Origin of the sequence: Bradyrhizobium sp. CIR48, from assembly GCF_014198315.1 — a bacterium.
GTDB lineage: Bacteria > Pseudomonadota > Alphaproteobacteria > Rhizobiales > Xanthobacteraceae > Bradyrhizobium.
The window spans coordinates 45,809-60,349 of the sequence record NZ_JACIHG010000012.1 but is presented as its reverse complement, the minus strand read 5'-3'; the positions used below and the strand labels follow the sequence as shown (position 1 = coordinate 60,349).

Annotated in this window: 20 protein-coding genes; 4 read left to right on the top strand and 16 right to left on the bottom strand. The window is 58.8% G+C overall.

Translation table 11 applies throughout. The annotated features are described in order from the left end of the window. Positions 1–27: 27 nt before the first annotated feature. Positions 28–210 carry a hypothetical protein gene (locus tag GGD66_RS42270; protein ID WP_183706983.1) on the top strand — a complete coding sequence of 61 codons (183 nt, stop codon included), beginning with the start codon at positions 28–30 and terminating at the stop codon, positions 208–210. A 136-nt stretch (positions 211–346) separates the two neighbouring features. Next, positions 347–940, top strand: a complete 594-nt coding sequence (locus tag GGD66_RS31770; protein ID WP_183260400.1) for a hypothetical protein — start codon at positions 347–349, stop codon at positions 938–940. Between the two features lie 79 nt (positions 941–1,019). Here the strand turns inward: GGD66_RS31770 and GGD66_RS31765 are convergent, their stop codons facing one another. The 9 genes from GGD66_RS31765 to GGD66_RS31730 form a co-directional block, all read right to left on the bottom strand. Continuing rightward, a complete protein-coding gene (locus GGD66_RS31765; RefSeq protein ID WP_179739379.1) occupies positions 1,020–1,223 on the bottom strand; it encodes a cold-shock protein in 204 nt (67 codons plus the stop codon). A 75-nt stretch (positions 1,224–1,298) separates the two neighbouring features. Then, a complete protein-coding gene (locus GGD66_RS31760; protein WP_183260398.1) occupies positions 1,299–1,937 on the bottom strand; it encodes a hypothetical protein in 639 nt (212 codons plus the stop codon). Next, positions 1,934–2,059, bottom strand: a complete 126-nt coding sequence (locus tag GGD66_RS42090) for a hypothetical protein (protein WP_283814175.1) — start codon at positions 2,057–2,059, stop codon at positions 1,934–1,936. Before GGD66_RS42090 ends, GGD66_RS31760 begins: the two co-directional genes overlap by 4 nt. 166 nt (positions 2,060–2,225) lie before the next feature. Next, the gene (locus GGD66_RS31755; protein WP_179739382.1) at positions 2,226–2,447 is read right to left on the bottom strand and encodes a hypothetical protein; all 222 of its coding nucleotides are present in this window, start codon (positions 2,445–2,447) and stop codon (positions 2,226–2,228) included. Continuing rightward, positions 2,444–2,950 (bottom strand): HK97 family phage prohead protease, encoded by a 507-nt coding sequence (locus tag GGD66_RS31750; protein WP_183260396.1) that lies wholly within the window; start codon positions 2,948–2,950, stop codon positions 2,444–2,446. The genes GGD66_RS31755 and GGD66_RS31750 overlap by 4 nt, the downstream gene beginning before the upstream one ends. Continuing rightward, positions 2,943–3,131, bottom strand: a complete 189-nt coding sequence (locus tag GGD66_RS31745) for a hypothetical protein (RefSeq protein ID WP_179739386.1) — start codon at positions 3,129–3,131, stop codon at positions 2,943–2,945. The genes GGD66_RS31750 and GGD66_RS31745 overlap by 8 nt, the downstream gene beginning before the upstream one ends. Beyond that, a complete protein-coding gene (locus GGD66_RS31740) occupies positions 3,124–3,678 on the bottom strand; it encodes a hypothetical protein (protein WP_179739388.1) in 555 nt (184 codons plus the stop codon). Before GGD66_RS31740 ends, GGD66_RS31745 begins: the two co-directional genes overlap by 8 nt. Positions 3,679–3,681: 3 nt before the next feature. Then, a complete protein-coding gene (locus GGD66_RS31735; RefSeq protein ID WP_179739391.1) occupies positions 3,682–3,867 on the bottom strand; it encodes a hypothetical protein in 186 nt (61 codons plus the stop codon). Beyond that, positions 3,864–4,397, bottom strand: a complete 534-nt coding sequence (locus GGD66_RS31730; protein ID WP_183260394.1) for a hypothetical protein — start codon at positions 4,395–4,397, stop codon at positions 3,864–3,866. The genes GGD66_RS31735 and GGD66_RS31730 overlap by 4 nt, the downstream gene beginning before the upstream one ends. 295 nt (positions 4,398–4,692) lie before the next feature. Here GGD66_RS31730 and GGD66_RS31725 point away from each other — a divergent pair, with 295 nt between their 5' ends. Beyond that, the gene (locus GGD66_RS31725; protein WP_179739396.1) at positions 4,693–4,944 is read left to right on the top strand and encodes a DUF6894 family protein; all 252 of its coding nucleotides are present in this window, start codon (positions 4,693–4,695) and stop codon (positions 4,942–4,944) included. Positions 4,945–5,109: 165 nt separating this feature from the next. Continuing rightward, positions 5,110–5,331: a hypothetical protein gene (locus GGD66_RS31720; protein ID WP_183260392.1), complete on the top strand. Its 222-nt coding sequence runs from the start codon at positions 5,110–5,112 to the stop codon at positions 5,329–5,331. Positions 5,332–5,388: 57 nt separating this feature from the next. Here the strand turns inward: GGD66_RS31720 and GGD66_RS31715 are convergent, their stop codons facing one another. The 7 genes from GGD66_RS31715 to GGD66_RS31685 form a co-directional block, all read right to left on the bottom strand. Further along, complete coding sequence (locus tag GGD66_RS31715) at positions 5,389–6,090, bottom strand: hypothetical protein (RefSeq protein ID WP_183260390.1); 702 nt, start codon at positions 6,088–6,090, stop codon at positions 5,389–5,391. Positions 6,091–6,320: 230 nt separating this feature from the next. Then, positions 6,321–7,205, bottom strand: coding sequence for a hypothetical protein (locus GGD66_RS31710; protein ID WP_183260388.1), 885 nt, complete (start codon positions 7,203–7,205; stop codon positions 6,321–6,323). A 1,375-nt stretch (positions 7,206–8,580) separates the two neighbouring features. Further along, positions 8,581–8,796: a hypothetical protein gene (locus GGD66_RS31705; RefSeq protein WP_183260386.1), complete on the bottom strand. Its 216-nt coding sequence runs from the start codon at positions 8,794–8,796 to the stop codon at positions 8,581–8,583. Positions 8,797–9,005: 209 nt separating this feature from the next. Continuing rightward, on the bottom strand, positions 9,006–9,296 hold the full coding sequence (locus GGD66_RS31700) for a transposase (RefSeq protein ID WP_179734488.1): 291 nt from the start codon (positions 9,294–9,296) through the stop codon (positions 9,006–9,008). A 1,703-nt stretch (positions 9,297–10,999) separates the two neighbouring features. Continuing rightward, the gene (locus GGD66_RS31695; protein ID WP_179734490.1) at positions 11,000–11,155 is read right to left on the bottom strand and encodes a hypothetical protein; all 156 of its coding nucleotides are present in this window, start codon (positions 11,153–11,155) and stop codon (positions 11,000–11,002) included. Positions 11,156–13,081: 1,926 nt separating this feature from the next. Next, positions 13,082–13,369 (bottom strand): hypothetical protein, encoded by a 288-nt coding sequence (locus GGD66_RS31690; protein WP_183260384.1) that lies wholly within the window; start codon positions 13,367–13,369, stop codon positions 13,082–13,084. A 524-nt stretch (positions 13,370–13,893) separates the two neighbouring features. Next, the gene (locus tag GGD66_RS31685; RefSeq protein WP_183260382.1) at positions 13,894–14,178 is read right to left on the bottom strand and encodes a hypothetical protein; all 285 of its coding nucleotides are present in this window, start codon (positions 14,176–14,178) and stop codon (positions 13,894–13,896) included. Positions 14,179–14,541: the final 363 nt, after the last annotated feature.

Sequence of the window (14,541 nt, the reverse complement as noted above, 5' to 3'; positions counted from 1 at the left end):
GCGCCTTCAACATTGAAGGAGCGCGTTTTGGCTAAGAAAACGAAGAAGCCTGTTCGCCGTGAGTGGACCAAGGAAGACATCAAAGAATTGAAGGCACACTCGAAAGCGCGGACACCGGTCGTCAAAATCGCTAAGATGACTAAGCGGACTGAGGGCGCGCTACGTCAGAAGGCTATCGTGCTGGGAATCGGGCTCGGACATCAGCGGTAGTAGTTGGCCACTTTCCCTCCCGAGCACCAATACTTCGACTCAACGTGTGGTCGCTCTGTTAGGAATTCAGCAACCGACATTTGAAGGTCTTCGGTAAGCTCTTCGTGACCAAAATAGTGGTCACGGAGGCCGATCAATGATCGATTTTGAGAAACTGACGCCACTGGATTCCGGGGTCATTCTGGCCGCCCTCGTAATGGCGGCCGGAGCATTCTGTCCGATTGTTACCCTCCCCGTTGTCGGTTCACTCAGCTACGTCATGAGTGGCAACGGCGACGGCATTTTCATTGTGATCGGCGCGATGGGAATTGTTGCGTTGATCCTGACAGGATATCGGCGAGCTAGCGGAATGGTTGCTGGAGCGGCCTTGTTCTGGATGCTCATAACTCTGGTTAAGATCGCTGCCCTTCTCGCCGACGCCAGAGCAAAGCTGGATCAATCGATGAAGGGCAATCCCTTCGGCGGCATAGCTAAAGTACTGGCGAACTCTGTGGGATTGGGTTGGGGTTGGGTACTGCTTTTTGGTGGCGCCATTGCGATTATCATTCTTGCTTTCGCAAGCCAACGATCGCCCGGCAAATCAGCTAAGGTGTCCGACCCGGATCCATTGGTGCCAGCATTTTCCAATGCCGACAACCTGATCGCCGAGCTTCTGGCCAATCAAAAGAAGCAAGGGACAGCGCAACCCTCATCTGCCGCACCTGCATCATTTGGGAAGCGAGGCCGTTAGTCCGGCCTCTCGGGGCGGCGGCCAATGCTCGCCCTCCTCATCAGCTTTCGCCCTGAGGGTCAGCACCGCCGCGACCGGCTCAGCCGATCCGTAGGTTCTCCGCCGAGTCCTTGCCGCGATTGTTCACGACGTCGAAGCTAACCTTGGCTCCCTCGGCAAGAGAGGAAAATCCAGCCTTCTCGACTGCCGAGATGTGAACAAAGACGTCCTTGCCGCCAGAATCCGGCTGAATGAACCCATATCCCTTTGTCGGGTTGAACCACTTAACTGTACCCATTGCCACTTTGAATTCTCCATTTTCTAAAAAGCAAAGCTAGTGCTCGAATTCCGACAAAAGAAAGGCTGGTCCAGCCCGCCTTCACGCGGGGCCTCCGCCGACGATCTCATCCGGCCACCGCTTGAGCACTTTGATACGGATCCCGTCAGCCTCGACCTGTGTGTGCTGAGCGAAGCCACCGACCAGGCCACCAACCGTTACACTACCGAACGTTCCTGCATCCGGTCGGCTAAGCTTTGCGGCGTACTGCTCTTCCAACAGACGCAGTCCGTCCTCAGGAAAGCGCATCTCCGCTGAGCCGTCCACGCGCGGCTGGATGTACTGTTTGACCGCCCTCCCGTTAAAGAGGCCGTGGTCGATGTGACATTCGGTGACGTGGATTAACGGGCCGGCTTCGGCCGACCAGCCCGCAAGCACGACGTCGCATCGGCCAGACAGAATATGGCCTACTGCCCTACCTCGGTCGACGCATGTCCTAGCGAGATTCGGCATTGCGTCGGAGAGCGAACGAAGGTCGACAAACGGAGTTTCAATCAACAACGCCGATAGCAGAGTCGGCACGACTGAGATTCCCGTGACCGCGAACAGAGAATTGTACTGAGGCAAGATCGACACCTTGGTGCCGATGCCGGCAAGTTTGCCGGTCGCCGGATCGTGCCATGCGCCATCGCTAAAAAAGTGGACTGCGTCCGCAGATTTGAAGGCCGAGATCGCGGTCATTCGTCTTCTCCCTCGTCGTCCGACCGCTCGTCAATTTCCACGATTTCGGCCTCGTCGATAAACGTGCTGGTGACGCCGACAGCCGCGAGAGTCGTGGCTGCGATTGCTGTAAAAATCGGCATTGTGTGTCTCCGTTGGAGGGCCGTTGTGGCCAGGCTGCATTTGGCAGCAGCACAACCTCCGATACCCCATATTTTGAATTGTGGATGCGCGTAAAATGGGGGGCGGCCGGTATTTCCCGCCAAAGGTGGGCTGGATTTGCTACACCCCTCCTACCCCCAGATCGTCTCACCAAGTCCGCAGCACGTCGACAATCGCGCCATCATCATTGACAACGAACTCAGCGCGATCTCCACCGTGCAACTGAAATGGACCTTTCCACTCAGGGTGACGCCGCTCGGCACCGAGGTTGCTTGCATAAACTTGCACCGTCCTGTCATCGTCCAATACGACGATGCCGCGACGCCTGTGGCGATCCCAGCTATGTATCAAGCCATTGATCGTTGTCATTTCAGGATACCTCGCTTGCGCTGCGCTGCTTCGATGCCGCGTCGGGCTGCATCACTATTGCTGGAACGCAACGCAGCCGTTGTGGTCGGATAGGCAGGAAACGCGGTCAGCGTGATCTCGAATAAATCCACATCCTTAATCGTGCGCAACGGCAGCTTTTCATCTCCATCCTCCCATTCCTCTGCGCGGATGACGAAACCAAACGAGCAGCCTTTCACGTCCTGTCGACCAACCGTCCCTAGCGCGGTCTGGCCTTCTGGCGTTGAAGGGTCGACCGTCAAAGCAAAGTACAGTCCAACGCTGTCCTGACGCAGATAAAGCGAGCCGGCAGCCGTCCTCCCCAATACACGCCCGGAATCATGATCGAGCAGCATCACGACATCGGGGTGCTCTTTGAGGGTTCGGGTGAACGTTCCACGGGCAATCTTCTCGCGCCAGTAGTTGCCGTAAACGATTTGTTCATTGAACTTCACCGCGTACCCAGTGATCACGTTATCAGCCACGCGCCTTTGCCTCCGCGGCTACGAGTCTGGCCTCACGCTTCCCAAGCCTTGACTTGGCCCGCAGCTCGCGCGCAATCTCGATGGGGTCGGTGTCGGCGTAAACCTCGGCCTTGCCTGGCAGTTTGATGCGGCGTGATTGCTTGCTGGTCCGCGTCCGTTTGGAGGTGGCTTTCTCAAACATTGTGACCGGCCTCCGCGCATTCCTTCAAGAAATAGGCGACCTTTTCGACGAAGTGTGCTCGGACCGGCCGTAGATAGCCCAAATTAATATCCTCGCGCTCCAGATCGTCGAGCAAAGAATCATGCTGCGCACGCGCTGCTTCCAGCGCCTTGGCGGCTTCACACAGAACACCTAAACGCCGACCGTACTCACCCCGAACAGCGGCGCACGCGGTTTTGCTCGCGACGTCGCGGGCTGCAACAATGCGCTTCGCAATCACGCCCAGGGCGGTTTCGCAATCGGTGATCTCCCCGGAAACCTCGCGGCGTCGTTTTCGAAGGTTGGGAACGGCATCTTCAGGGTCGCCAAGCAATCTCGAAACGCTGGCCGAATGCGCTGCTTGTGGCTGCGCAGCGATCTTGGTGTCCAGATCGGCGGCTTCCCTGTTCAGCGAGGACAACAGTTCACTCAACTCTTGCCGACGCGCAACCAGGCTGGAGTACTCCTGGCTGGAAGTTTCGAGCGTGGGCACGATGAATTCGTCGGCAGATTTCTTAAGGGGCGCCATCAGTTATGCCTTTCTGGATACTTCACGGAGAATCTTTTCGAGGGCCTCGTCTAAGATCCTCATGATTTTCTCTTTTTGGTCTCGGAGGATTTTCTCTCGCTCGATCTGCCGCTCCACTTCTTCAAATTCTGCCATGATATTGTCGTGGCGAGGACTCGACGCTCCATTCAAGCTGTTACTGGTCATCATGCTTGAGCCTTTCCAAAAATTTCGTCGAGCGCGTCAGCAATCGCTGCCACGTTGAGCGTGGTTGATTTGTTGTGGCCGCGTTTCGACCAATGACTCGCGTCCTGACCGGTCATGCAGAAGCGATCGATGCGGCCATTTGGATGGTGAATCGCGATGGCACAGGAATTATGGAAGATCTCAATCTGAGATTTGCGTGCCTCAGCAACGCCCGCTCTGGCATCTTCTACCAAGAAAGCAACAGCGATCTGAGCATCCGGAATGTAATCTGGTGCGCCATCGAGATTGACGCCGCCGGGCGTTAGGCGCTTGAAATTTCTCACGGCAACCGCTGCTTCATGAAGGGTTGTATCCGCGGCCAGCGCTGCGATCAGATCAAGCACATCGTCGTCACTAACTTGAGGTGGGGCGCTAGGAGTGCCCAGAGCCAGCTGCCCAGCCTCCTGCATTCGTCGAGAGATGCCACCGCTTCGTCGGCGCGGGAATTCAAGATGCTTCGCAATAGCATCGAGCGCGTTATTCAGGCTGGCCATGGTGGCCGCTATCCTTTCAGATTTAGGATTTGCAGTTAGGTGGTGAAATAAAAAGCCGCTCGGCGGCTCACGGCACTACGCCGGAAAAAGGTGGCGACGCCGGTAGTGGGCCAGCGCGCCGAAAGGTGCACGTCACGTCGGCCACAAAATGTGGCTGATACTCTCGTAATGGTTTGAGAAGCTTGCGAGCGTACGCGCCCGAGCCCCCCACTAACTTTGAGTAATCAGCTCAAACTGCTTAGCCGGTGCGGTGCTAGGCATTAGGAACGCGGGGACCAAGGCAGCGTTGGCCTGCATGCGCTTCTATTTCGACTATCAAGATCACGCCGGCACCATCCTCGACGACAACGGTGAGGAGCTTCCTGATCTCGCGGCTGCGCGTGATGCCGCGATGAGATACCTAGCCGAGGGAATCCGGGACCATAGCCCTTCGGGATTGACCGACAAGCTTTCCGTCCACGTAAGGACAAAAGAATCGCCGGTCATGACCGTATCCGCAACCGTTGAGGTGGTCGCCGCGCCGTCCCGTGGCAGCAATCTCTCCTAAGGCGGCCGACCAGGGTGCGAGTTCACCAGGCAATGGGTGCCTAAAGTTTGGTCCAGACAGCGTCATCGGCTCAGTGCTAGCTTTCGGCATCTTCGCGTGGTCCGTGGCCTCTATTGGTGGCGGAGAGCCGAAATGCTCCCGCCTCCTAAGGAATGGAGACGGTTGATGGAAAACGGCGACAGACCTTTTTTGAAGACTGAGCTGGCACTCGTGGAGCGCCTCAGGCAAGCCGCGCGTGAGGACATGGATGGTCTCGAAATCCTCAAGCTCATCGAACAAATTGAGGATGAGATCAGACGACGGGGCTTTTCAGTCCCGGGACGAGTAGACAGCTGCCCCCTAGACGGAGTGAACGCACGGCGCTTAAGAAACTGCGCCAAAAGCTGAACTGAGCTTACTGCCCTGAGGAGTGAGCGGAAGTGAACGTCGGGTTTCTGGCTAAGACTAAGCCGCCGCCCTCGCACTGCCCTCAATAGCCGCGTTCAATACCGCGACCGCCGCCCGAACCTCTTTGGCAGCGATCCTCGTTGCGTATTGCCCGCCATAGCCCAGATCTTCGCCGATCGCCGCCAAGGTGCTGTCGCTAGCCGCCATGTCCAGGATCCTGGTGGCCTTGTGCCCCAGCGTGCCGCGCAGCTTCTCGGTGTCCAGGGCACGCGCCAACTCGGCCTGCGCGTCGGGCATCTCAGCGTCGAACTGTTCTGTATCCGCCTTGTCGCTTTTCCGCTGGCGGACCTTGCCGAACTCGGCATCTGGGCTGGTCCATTGGTGCCCGTTCCGGACCTTCACCAGTTTGTTGCCGACCCAACGTGCCCGCTTGTTCTTAACTGCCCAAATCAGCTGCTTGGCGCTGACGTCGACCAGCTCGCGGTCCATATTCGGAGCCACGGGCTGCTCGCCGCTCTCCCCACCCTCATTATCAGGCTCATTGTCGTTCGCAGCCAGACGCGGTGGCTCGTTGAGCGTGCGCCATAGCCGGAGGCCCATGAAGGTCGTTTCATCCTTCTCCCGCTTGGCCCAGGTCACGCACGGCGGTTGCTCGTGGTGTGTGGCATGTGTGGCCGGCGCCGATGCCAGCCAGGCGCGGCGGGCTGCTAGGTCGGTGAAGTCGCTGGCCTGGATAGGGCCATTGTCGTTTGCGTGCATGGTACCTCGACTTGACGTGCTGGGCGGCCGTCTGCGCGGCCTGGAAAATAATTTGAAAACCTGCGGGATAACGCGTGCGAGGAGGCGGCCGCTCGTTGGGGACGAAGGTGGGAAGGATTGCGGTGGCCCCCCTGCCCCCTTTGGAAATCGGCCCCAGGGCTAGCGAGATCAGGCGGTTAGCTGCGGAAACGTGGCTGGAGGAAATCGCCCCCCCTTTGGCGATAGATCGCTCACGCGGCCTCGCTGTCATTGTGAAGCTCGTGCGGCAAGAGGTATCTGTCGCCCTGCGTATGCACGATGCACCCGACTAGCTCGTCGAAAGACTCAGGCCAGCCAAGTCCTGCAGAAGAAGTAAGGCGAGAATAACGATTTTGGCCGGCCTCCTGCTCGCGGGCGCTATCCGCTTCAAGCACTATAACGTCGGTACTGCCCTTATCGAACTCAACTATGAGCAATGTGTCACCGCCATCGCGCTCCACGCTCGCGCTAACAATCTTCTTAGTGACGACTGGCGGCGGCACCCTATAGGTGCCCGCCGACATGTCGGCACCTATAGGCCCTTCCGTAGGAAGGCCATAGGATTGGTCCCGCGTGGGTGCGGTAGCTATGCTGTCTAGATACCGCACGGGTGCGGTAACAAAGCTCCGTAGCTCCCGCGTGGGCGCGGTAGCTACAGTGGTGCAATTAGCTACCGCGCCAGCGCGGTTACTACGGTGCGCACGCCGTCGCCGCCTTTTGGCCTCTGCGAGCGGCTTGATGTAATTGTAAATTGCGGTCGCGGTGTCCCGCATCCATTTGAACGGCAAAAGGTATGTGTTGCCGCGCCGGCCAACGCCCTGCTCCGCTACGGTTATGTATCCGCGCTCGGCAAGATGAGCGATTGAACGAGCGGTGCTGGCATCATCACGCCCGGTTTCTTTGGCGAGGTGTGCAGCCGATGTCGGCCGCGTCGTCCCACCCTTAGGCCCGTCCTTCAAATACCTGTCGGTAATCTCGGCTAGGACGGCCAGGTCACAGGCTGAGAGATCGGTATCCTTCGTGGCGAACAGCAAGAGCTGGAATTGCTGTACAGGACCGATAGCGCCTTCTGCCGCGCTCGGCTTATCGCGTTCCATGGCCACGCCCTCCAGCCGCTACAGCGGCGCGCGCGATGTCGTCGGCGATCTCAATATCGAAGCGGATGCCAGGCCCGAATACTCGCATGGTGCCGTCTGGCTTGCGCGTGACTAAAACGTCTACCGCCCTGACGCCGGGAGCAATCTCTAGATCTATTTTCGCAACGTGCTTGGCGTCCCAACCGGGCCGCACATTCGTAATTTTCATTTTACGTCTCTGGATTTAAGCCGCAGCCAGGCTAATCGCGTACTGCGGTTTTGGCTGGAAGAAAACGTCGTCGCCCATTCGACATAGCGAAAAGCCGCGCCTGTCCATGTCTGCGATCGTCATCGCGAGAGTTTTGTCCATATCCGTCAGGTGAGCATCCGACTGAACGCGAGATGCCCAAGCACGACGAGCTGCGCGATTACCCATGAAGGTCTCCCCAGGTTTGCGGTTGAACAGGTGATGACTAGTGGGCTTCCGCAGCCCGTTTGCTAAATGGGCACCCCGAAATCTGCAGGAGTTAAGAAGCCAGCGCTGGCCACGTAAAGGACGGCGCGCTGGAACGTTTGGTGCCGCGGAGCGTCCTTGAGATATCGATCCAGTTGCTTGTGGGTCGACCGATGGACGCAGTAGCTGCCTATGCGATCTCGGCCTTTATCGTCGGCTTTGGCATCGGGATCTTCATTGCCGGCCTAAACTCTGGCGCGCCAGCACTGTGGGCCTGCGTCGCCCTGATACCAGTCGCGATCGGGCTCCTCAGCCTTTTCGGTCCCAAATAACAAATCCATCCCGAAAAAAACGGCCCCAGCCGTCTTGGCAGCGACTGGGACCGTTGGACTTACCCCGACCCGCAGGGGGCATGGAGCCGGAGCACAGCACCAAGCCTGAGGCTTGCCGGTCGTTCCTAGGGAAGAGGCTGCGGCAAGCTTCCGAGAACCGGTCCATCGTCAAACGCGCGTTCGAACGATGGACCGTCCCGGGTGGATGTCGCGAAGCTAGAGGGATCTAGAGTATCGCGCCACAGACCGATATCTCAATTGAAGGGGCGGAGAGTCGTTCCTTGGCCGCGCCGCCGACTTAGGGGCCTTCCTTCAGAAGCGCCAGAGCTTTACGGGTGCCTGCGCCTTGAGGCGCGCCAAAAACCGACCAGCGCACGCCACTCAAACACCACGACGACGATGGCTACCAAGGCCGTCCCGAGCCCCGACATTATCAAAATCATTTCGAGCATCGAATCATCCCGCGGTGGGCGATAACGAAACCATCTACAATCAGTTCCCGCAGTGAAACTGCACCGAGACTTCTTTTGTTCTTACACAATCTTAAATAGATTTATCCGGTTGTGCGGTTGTGTTTGGGCGAGCTGCCCGTCCCACGGTGGTTAGGCAATCAATGAATTTCCCTATGCGAAACAACGGTAGGAAAATTGCCTAACCTTGGCATCAAGCCCTTGAGACAATTGAAATCCATCAGTCCTGCTGGGATCGCCAGCAATTTCAACAGCATCACGGTTTCTCGCTGCTGAAATGCATGTTGCGCCTGATGCTGACGAAAACCCTTGAATTCCAGGCTGTCCCGCTCTGTCCCGTCTAGTTGACGCAACACGGACGCTCACGGCGCTTCTTGATTTGTTCGCGTGAGCGCTCTCCCGCCGCCCCTCACCGGCGGGCGATTGGCGCTTTAGCTAAACCGACTGTTGGGAGATCGTCCGAACGCAATCTTGGGCGCTGACGAGCAAGTTCATCAGGTCGTCCCAATCAAAAGCATTGTCGGCCGGCCGCTTACGAGTGTTTTCCGGTAGAGACCTCTTCGACTTATGTGAGGACAGCGAGCAGCCCGGCCAACGTCGTCGGCACGCTTGTGGCGAGTTCGTGCCTGACTTCGGCTTCTCGATCGCCGAACGTTTCTTCCTTCTCCGGATCGGGATCGAGTGTCCCCGTCACCAGGTCGCGAATTGCTGCCGAGTAGTCTGCACTCGCTTTCTTTATGAGCCTCGATAGCGTCGATGATCGGGTCTGCCGCCGCGTCCGCAGCAGAGCATGGACCCGGGGACTGCCGTAGCGCTCGCCGCTCTCGCGATGGACCTGCTGGATCTCGGCCAGCATCGCAGAATTGGAGGTTGCGCGGGTGCTCTCCGGGCGTTCGCGCCAAGCGTAATAGCCGGCCGTCCGCGTGATGATCCCAGTCTCACACCGGGAGCAGTGCGGGCGCGGCGCGCTAGCGAAAGTCTCACAGGCATCCCACCCGAACCGGTTGCACTCACGCGGCGCCCCTAGAAGAGCGCGTATGCGTGCAGCGATTTTCCGGGCCTCCTTCGGCCCGAGATTGGGTTTCACGCAACGAGTATGTCCACCATTGCCTGAGCCTCGGCGGCATTAGATGTGGCGGCTTCGCGGTCTAATGGGCTCAGAGACTGATCGGCCACGCGGGCCTGATTGGCTGCAAGCACCGCAAGCGCTTGCGACCGCAGGGACGTGATGTGCCGCTCGAATATGTGCATCCGTTGGCCCGTACTGCTCTATGGGTTTGCACCACAAACTTCGGTGGCCAGCCCGTCCTCGAAGACTGAGGCTGGCCACCTTTGCTCCCGAGAGGCTCAAATTCTCAAGGGGTGCGATCAAGGAGTATCGTGAGACCTACCGGAAAGCACCTACCAGCACCGGTGGGTTGCTGCATCCCCGCGTGCCTCTCATAGTAAAACCCTCGACCTGCGAGTGTTCGAGCTGGCTCTTCATACCAGTAACCGCCGTGCCTAGGACCGAAGTGGTAGCGGCAATCCAAGCATTCACGGACTACGTCCCGTGGGCCAAGCCATACACCGGAAGACACGTACGGGCCACAGCGAACTGAAGAACAGCTGGCCGATTGGCGATCCCAGGTTGAAGTTATCGGCTCAAAAATGGACGCGGTGGCGGATTGCTCTCTCTCGACCTTATCCGAGTTCGAGGCGCTCAGGCGCGAGATGGGGACAGATTTTCCCGCAACGCCACCCGCTTTATTTAACCGTGTAGCGGACGCATTTGGGAACGTTAGCGGCCACGTGACTCGGCGCTTTGAAGTGGACCGATAAAGCGCTGTCCCTGCCACGTGCCGCTAACTTATCAGCTTCAAGCGGGGGCAAGAAGCTGACAGGGGTGTATTCTCAGGACGAATGCCCTAGAGCAACTACCAAAACAAGGCGGTGACTTGGCGATCAGTCTCAGGTGGCAGGCCTTGCGGGCGAGACTCGGCGCTGTTCGGTTGCGTTGGATCAGACGCTGTCCCTGCCCCGCCCGCACTACCATTTGAAGTTAGCGGGAACATGACTCGGCGCTGACCGTTCTGGTGCATTGCGCTGTCCCTGCCACTCGCCACTAAATTCAAAGGCGTTTTACGCGGACTACCTTTCCGAAAGCTGACAAGACGGGCGGCTATAGATGGCCGTCACGCTGCGGGCCTGCTCAGAATCTCACGTAATATGTTTTGTGAACAAACCATGGATTTGTCAAAACACTGTTGCTAACCGCTGGTATTGAGCCGATGACCGGATCGGGCTGGAGGTAACGCCCCAAGGGATGGCATCGGCAGCTGGCTGATCTGCCGGTTGGAGTCGTTGTTGGGCATTGTCTTCCCGCGCGGCCCCTATCCAACCGTTGCCAATACTTTCAGCCCATAGACGGCCGAGGCTGCGCCGCCCCCTATGGCGCGCAAGCCGAACGACACATGATGGTAGCCGTCCGTTCCCGCCTTCTGGGTCGCGAGGCCAGAGGCTGGGATGCGGTACATCGCTCCTTGAGGATTGACGTCCCAGTTATCTCCGACCGCGCCGTCAAAGAAGATCGCGAAACCGCACGCGCCCGCATTTGTAGAGTTTTGTCACTGTCCCGGTGATTTTAGCGTCAATGACCTCATCGGCCAAAGCGACGAACTCAGCCTTGAAGACTGTCTTCTCAGTGTAGGCGCCCGCTCCGGTGTCCGTGGACACTCCGTCTATCGCACCCGTGACGCCCCGGCAGCCGCGGTTGAACCACGAGGCAACGAGCGGTTTGCGCCGCTGTGTCCGCAAATGCTGGGCCAGTGATGACGCGCGCCATGCCGACCAGCGACCGCGTACCATCGCCGCTCTTGATCTCGGTGCCTTTGTTGCCGGCCCTCGTCGATGTCGCGTGAGCGGTCGTTGACGCTTCAAGCGTCATCGTGCCGGAATTCATATAAGCGCAAATGAGATAAGTCGTGCCCGGCATCAGGCCGGTTGCCGCAAGCGAAACGCCCGCCTCTGGAACGATCTGCGGAGCGCCGCGATCGTTAGAAGATTTCCATTCCAAGGCGCCAGCACCAGGTTTCCGCCGGACAGTGTCAATCGGCACTGTCCATAGGTCTGCGGCACGCCGAGATTGTCCCTCGCCGTTGCTGCGTTCGCTACTTCCGATAGGTTGTTGTCGCCGGTCATAACGCGGCGCCATGAGCCCCCATGTGCCTGCGACGCAAACGCGCACATATGTTTCGCCGGGAGATTAACACGCGTGGCCAATGCTTGATGTATGTGCTTGCTCCGAACGCTTCTACCGTCAGATACCAGAAGTCACTTGCGGCCGGGGGGTTTGTTCCGGTCGAGTCCGATGAATAATAAGTGCCGGGAGCAACAACAGCATTGAAATCTTGCGACGCGCCTAACTGGACGGTTTGTTTGATACCGAGATTGCTGCGCGCCGTCGCCGCTGTTGCAGTTAGTTCAGACAGGTTGTTCGCGCTCGTCAGATCGCCGGCCCCGAACTGACCGGCAACATTGAAATCCCAATCTACCAGCGTGCCACTGCCGCTGATCTTGTCGACATTGATGGCGATAAACGCACCATCATAGTAGGTCGCAACGCCTTCCGTCCACTTGGTTGTATCGCCATTCGACGTCGCCCGAACGCGCGCGCCGATCTGATAGGCCAGACCGGCCTGGCTGGCGAGATCCTTACTCCCCGTGCCGATCGTGCGTGGCGAGGTCGACGTTCCGCCATAGCCCTTTGCCGGCGCACCGCTCTGAAAGTGCCGTCAATGTAAATTCCTTGCTGCTCTATGGGAGCCATTTGCCATCGATTTTCCACCTGACTTTGCCGGTGGATGGTTGGAGGGCAATCCAGCCGCGTTCGTCCGGTGGCGGGCCCAACGACATCTTCATGCCACCGATGAATGATCCGCGTGCTGATGCCGCTTGCGGCAACGTAGTCTCGCCCGGCGATATCACGCTGAGTTTCCAACACGGTGATGGCGTGTCCCTCAAGTTTTGCCGGTGCGGTGGCCAATGCCGATCGTATCTTTTGCTCGTCCGCCTCGGTATTGCTGGGGCACGGACTAAAGCCGCGCGGAAACTCAAATGCTCGCCATGGCTCCAGGTGCTCGCTACCGGCCTCCAGTGACGTAATCCGAAAACCGGACGGGCCATGCTGTTCCGAAATTCCCGCGACCGACACCTCGAATGGACTCGCCGCGCCCATTGCGTCCATCCGGTCGTTCAGCTCCATTAGCGTTGGACCAACCGTCTGCTTAAACTCGGCAAACCCGCCTGCGGTCATCGTCGATAGAGCGAGCCCGACCGCCTGGAAAACGACGAACGCCTCCGCTCGAACCGTCGCCGCAGCCCGAAACTGAGGGAGCAAGATCGCCCTGTTGCAGATCGCGGTAATCGTTTGATCTGCCGTATTCCAGACTAGCGCGTCTGAAACGAGATGCGCACCGTCTGAGGCGACGATGAGGTTAGCTGCCGACATTATCAAATTCCTTGAATTGAAAGTTGACTGTCCGTGCGGCACTCACATGGAACGAACCGCCAATGGCGATGCCCGCGCCGATAACCGTGCCGGCTATGGCTGGGAGGGCAAGCGCGCTCGCAATTGCACCGCCCAACGGACGAGCAACGCCGCTACCGCGACAAGCGCAACCAGCCCAATAGCCTGCTTCGCACCGCCGTTGCCTCCCGACGTCGCCAATCACGACGCAGCACCGCCTCGCCGTTCATCTCAAGGATGGTCGGCAAACCTTCCTTGAACTGCCAGCCATACTTGCGGCCACGCGTAGCCCAATCAGAGCGGCGCAGGAAGGCTGTCACGGTCTCGCGCGGCAGCGGCGTCTCGCGCGCGACCTCGGCGCGTGGCATCACGACATGCAGAACTGGCCGGCGGGTGTCGACGACGTTATTGCTAGTCGTCATGTCCGACTCTTCTTTCGGAGTTGCGCCTGCAGTTCGAGCACGACCTCCATCGGTTCACGGTCGCGCCTCAATCGTGGCTGACGATCTAGCGGACTGGCGGCAAACTCGCTGCGGTCCAGCGCAGCAGCCAGGGCGTTCTTTAGGTTGCTCAGTTCGTACGGGTCGTGCGGGCCGCGCTGCAGTTCTATACCCCCTCCGGAATAGCACCACTGCCTCAGGCGTGATGTGCACACGATGCACAAGCGCCGTTTCGGCGTTGGTGATTTCGCCCGAAACTTCTGCCCGGCGCATTTGGAGGTGGGGCGCAGCATCCTCCGGATCCCCAAGGAGACGCGGAACTCCAGCAGAGGCGGTGACTCGGCTGCTCGGCGAACCTCTTGTCTAGATCGTCAGCTTCCTTTCGGAGGCCGGAAAGAAGGGCGCTGAGTTCAGCCTGTTTGGCAAAGAGCGCCGCGTATCCGGGCTCGAGTCCAGAAGCGTCGGGAGGACAAATGCGTCGGCGGGTTTCTTTTTCAAAATTGCCATTAAAATAGATCCTTCATGAGATTTGCAAAAACCTCACCCTTGACGAGGCCAGCGATGCTATACGGGGCCTGTTGATGCGACGCGAGTGCGCCGGGCAACACGAAACGTGTTACGCTGTCTTCCGGCCTATGTGCTGAAAGCTCGCGCCAGCCATGCACGAACTCGAAACGATGGCCGCGGATGTCGTCGACGGCTTCGGGCGCCCGGCCGACGGCGATCTCGGATTTCAAATCCAGAAATTCGAGCGCCGAGCGCGGAATGCTGTCGGGTGCATCGGTCGACAAGACCGCGCCGCCTGGCGTCATGGCGGAAAGGCGCGTGCGTGCTCCGCCGCCTCGTGCAATTTCGGAGCCGACATCAGCGTGGCAAGCAGGGGGCCGGCGTCGCGTTGAGCAAGTTCTGGTGCGTAGCCAGGACCACCGAGTGGTAGCAGATCGGCTTCTTGCAGCCGCCGAGCGACGCTATAGCCGCGCGATCGGCGAAAGCCAATGGTTCGCTCGATGCGTCGAGCACGCTATCTAGCGTGGCCAATTGGCCATCCTCCATAAATGTCAAGTTGCGAATTTAAGCCGATGGCGGCTTCACGGCTCAAGAGGTGGCGACGCCGGTTGGGTGGCCGGCGCGCCAAAGTTTTGCACGTCACGTCG

Excerpts from the sequence above, each read along its gene's own strand:
- GGD66_RS31735 (WP_179739391.1), bottom strand. The coding sequence starts at position 3,867 with ATGATGACCAGTAACAGCTTGAATGGAGCGTCGAGTCCTCGCCACGAC.
- GGD66_RS31700 (WP_179734488.1), bottom strand. The coding sequence starts at position 9,296 with ATGCTGGCCGAGATCCAGCAGGTCCATCGCGAGAGCGGCGAGCGCTAC.
- GGD66_RS31745 (WP_179739386.1), bottom strand. The coding sequence starts at position 3,131 with ATGTTTGAGAAAGCCACCTCCAAACGGACGCGGACCAGCAAGCAATCA.
- GGD66_RS31760 (WP_183260398.1), bottom strand. The coding sequence starts at position 1,937 with ATGACCGCGATCTCGGCCTTCAAATCTGCGGACGCAGTCCACTTTTTT.
- GGD66_RS31755 (WP_179739382.1), bottom strand. The coding sequence starts at position 2,447 with ATGACAACGATCAATGGCTTGATACATAGCTGGGATCGCCACAGGCGT.
- GGD66_RS31710 (WP_183260388.1), bottom strand. The coding sequence starts at position 7,205 with ATGGAACGCGATAAGCCGAGCGCGGCAGAAGGCGCTATCGGTCCTGTA.
- GGD66_RS31725 (WP_179739396.1), top strand. The coding sequence starts at position 4,693 with ATGCGCTTCTATTTCGACTATCAAGATCACGCCGGCACCATCCTCGAC.
- GGD66_RS42090 (WP_283814175.1), bottom strand. The coding sequence starts at position 2,059 with ATGCCGATTTTTACAGCAATCGCAGCCACGACTCTCGCGGCTGTCGGC.
- GGD66_RS31740 (WP_179739388.1), bottom strand. The coding sequence starts at position 3,678 with ATGGCGCCCCTTAAGAAATCTGCCGACGAATTCATCGTGCCCACGCTC.
- GGD66_RS31730 (WP_183260394.1), bottom strand. The coding sequence starts at position 4,397 with ATGGCCAGCCTGAATAACGCGCTCGATGCTATTGCGAAGCATCTTGAA.
- GGD66_RS31690 (WP_183260384.1), bottom strand. The coding sequence starts at position 13,369 with ATGACGACTAGCAATAACGTCGTCGACACCCGCCGGCCAGTTCTGCAT.
- GGD66_RS31720 (WP_183260392.1), top strand. The coding sequence starts at position 5,110 with ATGGAAAACGGCGACAGACCTTTTTTGAAGACTGAGCTGGCACTCGTG.
- GGD66_RS31770 (WP_183260400.1), top strand. The coding sequence starts at position 347 with ATGATCGATTTTGAGAAACTGACGCCACTGGATTCCGGGGTCATTCTG.
- GGD66_RS31715 (WP_183260390.1), bottom strand. The coding sequence starts at position 6,090 with ATGCACGCAAACGACAATGGCCCTATCCAGGCCAGCGACTTCACCGAC.